General features: G+C 73.9%; 1 protein-coding gene. It reads right to left on the reverse strand.

Going from position 1 to position 771, the window contains the following annotated elements; genetic code table 11:
* Positions 1-725 (reverse strand): hypothetical protein (locus AC1DMY_RS20870; protein ID WP_477166755.1); only part of this gene is annotated, 725 nt, incomplete at its 3' end.
* Positions 726-771 lie beyond the last annotated feature (46 nt).

Raw genomic sequence — 771 nt, forward strand, 5'->3', positions numbered from 1 at the left:
CCCTTGAAGCTGAACGGCTGGGTGTCCTTGAGGCCGAGCTTGCCCTCGGCGGTCAGCGTGCCGGCGCCCAGCCCGGCGCGCAGCGCGGACAGCGTCACGGCGTCTTCGTCCACGCGCGCATCGGCGAACAGCTTCAGTTCGCCGCCGGCCAGGTCCAGCGCCACGCTCTGGCGGCCCGGCTCCAGCCGCAGGATCACCGGCCCGGAGAGATTGGTCGGCACCAGCGTTGTATACAGATCGGCCGCGTTGAGCCGGTGCACGTCGAGGTCGAAGCCGCCGCGTCCGTCGTGCAGCGCACCCTGCCCGACGATCTCGGCCTTGCCCGGCAGCGCGATGCGCAGGTCGCGCAGCGTCTGGGCCATCTCGCTGAYCTCCACGCGCGCCCGCACGCTGTGCACCGGCAGCCGTTCCTTGTCGAGGGGGCCGGGCTCGAGGTTGCGCACGGTGACCTCGCCAGCCACGGCCAGCGGGTTGCGCGTGCGCGGCGCCGGCTGTGGCACCGGCGCGGAGGCCGATGCCGCCGAAGCCGCCGCCACCGCACTCGCCGTGGACTGCCCCGGCGCCGGCTGGGCGATCTGCGGCGGCGGTGCCACCGCTTCCACGGGGCGCAGCTCGGCATGCACGGTCAGGTTGGCCTGCGGCGCCGTGGGGCTGAACAGGCGCGGGTTGATCCGGTCCCCATCGATCAGCAGGTGGGTGAACGGCACCTTGCCGAACGGCGTCACGTCGATGCCGGCCCGCGCGCGGATGCGGTCGCCGGTGGCTTCCGCC

The sequence above is a fragment of the Dyella sp. 01L423 genome (genome assembly GCF_056399945.1).